Below are 5,667 nucleotides of genomic sequence, written 5' to 3'. Positions count from 1 at the left end.
GACGTTGCCCTTGCCGGGCGCGGGGACGCTGAGGTTTCCGTCGGTGACGGTCTTCTCGTCCCCGGTGACGGCGTCGGTGTATTTGCCGTTCGGGACGCCGGTGTACGTGGCCGTCCCGGACACCGTGACCAGGGCGAAGCTGTCGGTGGAGCCGGAGGTGTAGCGGCGTTTGAACGCCATGTCGCCGGTGACGCCCTGCGTCGCGTACTGGCCCTTCTGCAGGGCGGGCACGGCGCGGCGGATCTGGTTGAGCCGCTGGACGTGCTTCACCAGGGGCTGTTCCAGGGTCTCGGCGACCTTGCCGGTGGCGCCCTCGACGCTGCCGAAGTCCCCTGCGGTGACGGTGCCTTGGAGGTGGTCGCCGAAGTACGCGCGGCCTGTGGTGGAGAGCGGGCAGGTCGGTCCGCAGTCGATCCGCTGGCCCTTCTGGAACTCGATCTCGGAGCCGTAGAACAGGGTGGGGATGCCGCGGAACGTCCACATCAGGGCCATGTTCTCGGCCCAGGCGTCGGTGCCGCCCGCGTAGCGCGTGGAGGACTTGTTGGGTCCGTAGTCGTGGCTGTCGACGTAGACGGTGTTGTACGTCGCGTCGTTGTAGCTGTCGTCGGAGTCCTTGCCGTTGTGGAAGGCGTTGGAGGCGTCCCCGAAGTTCATGTGCATGCGCATGTCGATGACGTTCATGCCGGAGAACTTCGAGCGGTCCGGGGTGTGGTACGTGTTGCCGTCCTCGCCGCCGAGGAACGCGTTGGTGCTGGTCGGCTGGTTCGACGGGCCCTGGGCCTGCTCGTACTCGTACATCTCGAGCGAGGCGGCCGCGTCGTCCGCGCTGTACTCCTTGCGCTCCTTCCAGGTGAAGAACTGTGCGGAGTGGTTCACCGAGCCGCGGTTCCACTTGTCGTTGACGAAGGCGGCCACCTCGCCGAAGACATAGAAGTCGTCGGCCTTCTCGGCGCCGTACTTGGCCACAAGCTTGTCGTGCAGGGCGGGCAGGAAACGGCGGTTCCAGGTGGTGCGCGGGATGTGCACGGCGGTGTCGATACGGAAGCCGTCCACGCCCATGTCGATGTACTGGTTGTACGCGTCGATCAGGTGGTCCTGGACCGCCTTGTTCTCGGTGTTGAGGTCCGCGAGGTCCTCGTGCAGCCAGCAGCTGCGGGAGTCCTCGCCCTCCCAGTTGCCGATCCAGCACTGGTGGTGCGTGGACGCCGGGAACATGCCCGAAGTGGGGCTCGGCCACTGGCAGTTGTAGAGCTTGCGGCCTTCGGGGTCGGTCTGTCCGGTGGGCTTGCCCCAGTCCTCGCAGGTGTTGCCCGCGGGTTCCTCGGTCGACCAGCGGTCCCCGTTGTACGGGTTGCCCTCGGCGTCCTCGGCCAGCGGGTCGTACTCCTTGCCGGGCACCTTCTCGTCGTAGTAGTCGCCCCACTGCTCGTCCCGCACCCCGTAACCGACCGGGGTGAAGAGGCCCTTGGCGCCCCAGCGGGAGCTGTGGTTGTACACCACGTCCTGGTAGATCTTGATGCCCTCGGCGTGCGCGCGGTCGATGAGCTGTTGGTACGAGACGCCGTCGGACTCCAGGCGCGGGTCGATCTTGTAGAAGTCGTAGCCGTGGTACCCGTGGTAGTCGTAGTCCGAGCGGTTGAGGACCACCGGGGTGATCCAGATGGCAGAGAAGCCGAGCGCCTTGATGTAGTCGAGCTTCTCCGCCAGACCCTTGAAGTCGCCCCGGAACATGGGGTCCTGGGCCGCGGCGTTGCCGGACTTCTCGTGCTGGTTGCCGCCACGGTTGTTGCCGGTGTCGCCGTCGTTGAACCGTGCGGTCATGGCGAAGTAGACGGAGTCCTCGCGCGGGTCGCCGCCCAGCATGGTGGCGGGCGCGGCGGCGCGCGGCGCGGCGTCCTCGACGCCGGCCTGGGAGACGCCCGGGAGCAGGCCGAGGAGCAGGCCGACCAGGGCGAGACCGAGCAGGAGGCGCCGGGTGGGGCGCCCGCGCGGTCTGTGGTGCCGGGTAGTCGTTCGTTCGGGATGAGCCATGCAACCCTCCTCGGCGGGAGGGCCGACGCGCCACGGCCCCATCGGTGTACGGGGGTACGAGTCGCTGCAAAGTCTTGCAGCGGGGTTGTTGTATGCGGCGCCGAAGGTAGTCGTGGCGGCGTGTACGGGTCAACCCCTCGCGCAGGATCGTCAGTTGACCTCGTATGACGGCAGAGAGCTTGCGGTGATCGACTCCGAAAACTTGCGCAAGCTCTTACAAGCGGGTGGCCGCGGTGTTAACTTCGCGGTGCCGGTGGTGTCCGTTCAGCCGAGGGCGTCCTGCGGGCGCGGCCGTACCCGCGTGGCGAATTCGGAGACATGACGGGAGGCCAGGGAGCGGTGCAGACGGACGAGATACGTGATCTCGCGGGGCATGGTCGACTCCCGCGCGTGCACTTCGGGGAGCAGACCCTGATCGACTTCCTCGTGCCGGCGCGGTGCCCCGGCCAGCGCGTCCCTGCGGGCCGCCTCGATCCAGCAGGCGGTGGCGAGCAGCCGGTCGCGCTCGCTCGTGGAGGACGCGTCCGCGTGCCGTACGGCCTCGCTGAGGAGTTCGGGGGAGGCCCAGCCGTCGCGCAGGAAGATGATGCTGTCGCGGATGTCGATGACCCGCTGGTGCAGCAGCTCCCAGGAGTTGCGGAACGTCAGCAGGTCGGAGAGGCGCGAGCGCGGTGTCACCACGAGGAGTTCCGGCGTGGCCTGCCGAAGGAGCCGCCACAGCCGGTAGATCCGCTGCCGCCGGTACCAGAACAGCGACGCCTTGCGCAGCGGGTCGATGGCGGCGAGCGAACAGCCGACCGCGACGAGCACGAACCGCGCGAACGAGCACCAGAACCCGGCGAGCGCCAGCGCGGGCGACACCTCCGGGTCGAACCAGCGCACCGCCCGGATCACCAGATACGGCACCTCGGCACTCGTACCGACCGCGAGCAGCAGCATGCTCGCCCGCAGTGCGGGGCTGTGCATGCGGAGCCCGTACCGCCAGAACACCGCGGCCGCTCCGACCGCCGTGACCAGGCCGTATCCGATCCAGACCACCGCGTACGCCACCCAGACGCCCTCGGCCCGTTCGCCGTACCGGTGTTCCTCGGCGGCGAGGGCGAAGAGCACGCAGGCGGCCACGGCCGTGACCGCCGCGCACACCAGGGGCGCCCGGCGCAGCCACGCGGGCGTCGGCCGGTCCACCGTGCGGAGGGTCAGGGCGAGCCACCACACGGCCGCGAAGTCGGTGAGCGCGATCAGGGTGACGGCCAGCTCGCCGGCCTTGGCGACGCCGGTTGTCGTGTCGATCCAGGCGCCGACCTGGGCCTGGATGAACAGTGAGCCTCCGGCGAGCAGCAACAGCACTGCCCACACCGGGCGTTGGCGGGCCCGCCAGAGCGCGGGCAGCCGCAGGACGATCACGGTCCACACCACGGCGAGTACGACGCCGCGCATCGACTCCACCCACGGGGGTACGTCATGCACGGGCCACCCCCAGGAGTTCCGCCGCGCGCCGCTCGACCGGGCTCAGGTCCCGGGGGCGGAGCCGGCCCGCGTGTTTGAGGGCCAACGAGGCGAAGGTCTCGGCGAGTTCCTCCTCGGCGGCGCTGTGCGCCCCGGCGCCGGGTGGTGCCGTGGTCCGTGTTGCCGTGGCGGGGTCGCCGTCGCGGGCGATGAGCAGGTGGCAGATCTCGTGCAGGATGATGTGGTCCCGGTGGTATCCCGTGGCCGAGGAGCGGTACAGGACGCGGTCCCCGACACCGTCGTCGATCCACATGCCGAAGGGGAACTCGGGCAGGTCGACAGGGTGCAGAGTCAGCGGACGGCCGCGCGCCCCCGCGAGGTCCCGGCAGAGCACGTCCACGTCCCACGGTTGCGGGAACTCGGGCAGCAGGACGAGCAGTTCCTTCGCGGCGAGCCGCATGCGCCGGTGTGTCCGGTGAGTGATGGCCCCAGCCTTCCCTGAGCGGACGGACGCCGACGCCGCGCGCCCCCGGCCGGGCCGCGCGCTGCGCCGCGCCCCATGTAACCGGCCGCGCGCGGCGCGAACCAGCGGAAAACAAGTCATGTGTCGACGAAGAGACGGGGGTCCGCACGGCTGGAATGTGCCGCCACCGCGCGGAGGGGGCGGCTCAGGCGCGCAGCGTCAGCGGGGGCGGGGTGCCGTTGAGGTAGTGGTCGCCGATGGCGCGCAGCCGGTGGCCGGGGGAGTCGAGCGCGGTGAGGATCCGTGCGTTGCGCCAGAACCGGTCGAGGCCGGTGGTGTGCCCGGCGCTGTCGGCGGCGGCGGTGAGTTCGAGGATGCGGGTGGTGATCCGCAGCGTGGCCTGCGCGGTGACGGCCTCGGCTGCCGCGACGAGCACGGCGATCTCGGCACGTTCGTCGATCCCGAGCGCGGAACCGGCGAGCAGCCCGCGGGCCAGCGCGTCGGAGGCCCGCTCGACGACGGCGGTGGCGGTGTGCGCGGAGGTCGCCAACTCACCGTAGGAGAGCAGGAGATACGGGTCGTCGGGCAGCGGGTCGGGGTAGCCGTCGCCGAGCGGGACGGAGTCGTGCAGCGCCGATGAGGGTGCGGTGGTGGTGTCGGTACGCCCTCCCTGCGCCGGGTACCCGCCGACGAGGTGGCCTCCGTCGTACGTGCCGCCGTGGACTTGGGGTCGCCGTCCCGGCAGGCCGAGCGTGTCCGAACCGCCTTGTGGCCAGGCCCGGTTGACGTCGCGTGCCTCGGCGAGGGCGCCCTCGGCGTTGCCCAGGCCGACCTGCGCGAGCATCAGGCGCAGGGCGAGCGGGGCGAGTGCGGTGAACGGGGAGATCGCGTGCTCGTCGCGTGGCACGGTGCCGAGCACGTGGCCCGCCGTCACCGGCACGTTCTCGAAGGTCACGGCGCCCGCACCGGTGAGCCGCTGGCCGAGCCGGTCGTCGCGGGACTGGACGGCCACGCCCGCGTGCGCGGGGTCGACCACGGCGACGAGGGTCTCACCGGTGTCGGCGTGCGGCGCCGCGAGCACGAAGCGGTCGGCCACGGCGGTCGTCGCGGTCAACTCCCGCCGCCCGTCCAGGACATACCCCGCCCGCGTGGGCGTCAGGGTGAGGCGCTCGGACGGCGACCAGGGTTCGGCGGGTTCGGCGTTGCCGCCCCACAGCCACTGCTCGGCGGCGGCCCGCTCCTCGAGCCGCGCCGCCGTGCGCGGCGCCGCGAACAGGCGGGGCGACCAGGCCAGTACGTAGTGCCGGCCGAGGAGTTCGCCGACGGAGCTGTCGGCCGCCGAGATCTGCCGGACGACCGTACAGGCGGTGAGCCAGTCGGCGCCGCGGCCGCCGGGGCCCGGCGGGGTGAGGAAGCCGAGCAGGCCCGCCTCGCGCAGCCGCGCCACCTCGTCGAACGGGGGCTTGCCCGCCCGGTCCCGGACGGCCGCGTCGACCGCCAGGTCGTCCGCGACCTCGGTCGCGATCCGCAGCCAGAGGTTTGGCCCGTGCGCCGGGTCCGCGCCCGCCGTGCCGCTCGCGTCGGCGGGTGGCAGCCCGGCGGCCGCGTGCCGTTCCGCCGTGCCCGTGCCGCCCCGCCGCGTCGTGTGCTGGTGCGGGGAGACGCTGGACGACTCGGACACGGTGGACCTCCGCGGTGCGGGTGAGGGGGGTGGGTTGGGGCTGACT

The 5,667-nt window shown here is 71.4% G+C and carries 3 protein-coding genes and 1 pseudogene; all 4 read right to left on the bottom strand.

Annotated features, from left to right (window positions below):
* A pseudogene (locus GUY60_RS33220) lies at window positions 1–1,878 on the bottom strand (alpha-amylase family glycosyl hydrolase); the annotation flags it as partial.
* Between the two features lie 417 nt (window positions 1,879–2,295).
* Window positions 2,296–3,498, bottom strand: a complete 1,203-nt coding sequence (locus GUY60_RS33215) for a DUF6545 domain-containing protein (RefSeq protein ID WP_223178765.1) — start codon at window positions 3,496–3,498, stop codon at window positions 2,296–2,298.
* On the bottom strand, window positions 3,491–3,937 hold the full coding sequence (locus GUY60_RS33210; RefSeq protein ID WP_223178764.1) for a hypothetical protein: 447 nt from the start codon (window positions 3,935–3,937) through the stop codon (window positions 3,491–3,493). Before GUY60_RS33210 ends, GUY60_RS33215 begins: the two co-directional genes overlap by 8 nt.
* 208 nt (window positions 3,938–4,145) lie before the next feature.
* Window positions 4,146–5,621, bottom strand: coding sequence for an acyl-CoA dehydrogenase family protein (locus tag GUY60_RS33205; RefSeq protein WP_312866517.1), 1,476 nt, complete (start codon window positions 5,619–5,621; stop codon window positions 4,146–4,148).
* Between the last annotated feature and the right edge of the window lie 46 nt (window positions 5,622–5,667).

Origin of the sequence: Streptomyces boluensis (assembly GCF_009908195.1) — a bacterium.
GTDB lineage: Bacteria > Actinomycetota > Actinomycetes > Streptomycetales > Streptomycetaceae > Streptomyces > Streptomyces boluensis.
The sequence above is the reverse complement of the archived record's forward strand: the minus strand, read 5'-3'. Positions and strand labels throughout refer to the sequence as shown.

Bases quoted from the DNA above. Each gene is read 5' to 3' on its own strand.
- GUY60_RS33210 (WP_223178764.1), bottom strand. From the start codon at position 3,937: ATGCGGCTCGCCGCGAAGGAACTGCTCGTCCTGCTGCCCGAGTTCCCG.